The sequence below is a fragment of the Moorena sp. SIO4E2 genome (assembly GCF_010671945.1).
GTDB lineage: Bacteria > Cyanobacteriota > Cyanobacteriia > Cyanobacteriales > Coleofasciculaceae > Moorena > Moorena producens.
This window is the reverse complement of record NZ_JAAHIE010000336.1, coordinates 1-1037: the sequence shown is the minus strand read 5'-3', so window position 1 is coordinate 1037 and position 1037 is coordinate 1. Positions and strand designations below refer to the sequence as shown.

Below are 1037 nucleotides of genomic sequence, written 5' to 3'. Positions count from 1 at the left end.
TTACAGGCAAAGGCCAACGGCTGACCACTGACCACTGACCACTGACCACTGACCACTGAAGGCTGACCGCTGAAGGCTGACCGCTGACCGCTGACTGCTGACCGCTGACCGCTGAATACTTAAATTAGTTTCAATAACATCCTAAAGAGTAGCGAGTATCAACACCAGTATCAGTTATGGGATTAGTAGCAGAAGCATTTTTGCATAGCTCCCGGTATTGCTTAGAATCCAAAATTGCAAAGGTGAAGTCAGCGCCGGTAATATTTGCTCCCTTGAAGTTACATACATTAATGAATGCATAGCTAAAATCTGCTCCCTGTAGATTAGCATTAGTGAAATTAACTTTGGTAATGTTCGCACCCTTAAAGTTAACATTGCTCAAGTTGGCTGACTGTAAATTGACACTGCTAAAAACAGCGTTATGGAAGTCTTGACCGGATAAATCCTGACCGCTTAAATCAGTGTTTGCAAAGGTAGCTTTAATGGTGGCAGCGCTTTGGGCTTGGGCTGGCAGAGGCAACACTAGAATAGTTAGTGCTAGTAGAAAGGCTGCCAGGTGTAGAAAGTACTTGCAGTACTTCATGAATCGCTCTAATCCTCCTTTTGATTAAAAGTTGCTGACAAGGGTAACTATATCAATCTCTGTGAGAGTTGTGAATAGGTAAATATAGGGCAATTGTCAGCAAGGTTTGAGGGAGATTGCTTATGGTTTTAAGGCAAGAGGCAAGAGGCAAGAGGCAATAGGCAATAGGCAAGAGGCAAGAGGCAATAGGCAAGAGGCAATAGGCAAGAGGCAAGAGGCAATAGGCAAGAGGCAAGAGGCAATAGGCAATAGCGATGCATCAAGAGAAGGATATTGAGAGCATAAATGAATTGTGAGAATTTTTGTTCCCTGTTCCCTGCTCCCAGATCCGCTGTTCCCAGATCCGCTGTTCCCGTTGCTATAGACAGACATGAGTCATCTTGGTAAAGGTTTATCCCAGATTACGTATTTCAATAAGTAGTATATAAGTTACGGAATTCTGTTGGGAAGGGAA

General features: G+C 43.7%; 2 protein-coding genes. Both read right to left on the bottom strand.

The genetic code is table 11. The features are described 5' to 3' along the window. Window positions 1-130: 130 nt before the first annotated feature. Window positions 131-583 carry a pentapeptide repeat-containing protein gene (locus tag F6K37_RS26185; RefSeq protein WP_008179508.1) on the bottom strand — a complete coding sequence of 151 codons (453 nt, stop codon included), beginning with the start codon at window positions 581-583 and terminating at the stop codon, window positions 131-133. Window positions 584-703: 120 nt separating this feature from the next. Beyond that, window positions 704-955 (bottom strand): hypothetical protein, encoded by a 252-nt coding sequence (locus F6K37_RS26180; protein WP_154659672.1) that lies wholly within the window; start codon window positions 953-955, stop codon window positions 704-706. Window positions 956-1037 lie beyond the last annotated feature (82 nt).

Coding starts and splice junctions, on each gene's coding strand:
- F6K37_RS26185 (WP_008179508.1), bottom strand. CDS start 583: ATGAAGTACTGCAAGTACTTTCTACACCTGGCAGCCTTTCTACTAGCA.
- F6K37_RS26180 (WP_154659672.1), bottom strand. CDS start 955: ATGTCTGTCTATAGCAACGGGAACAGCGGATCTGGGAACAGCGGATCT.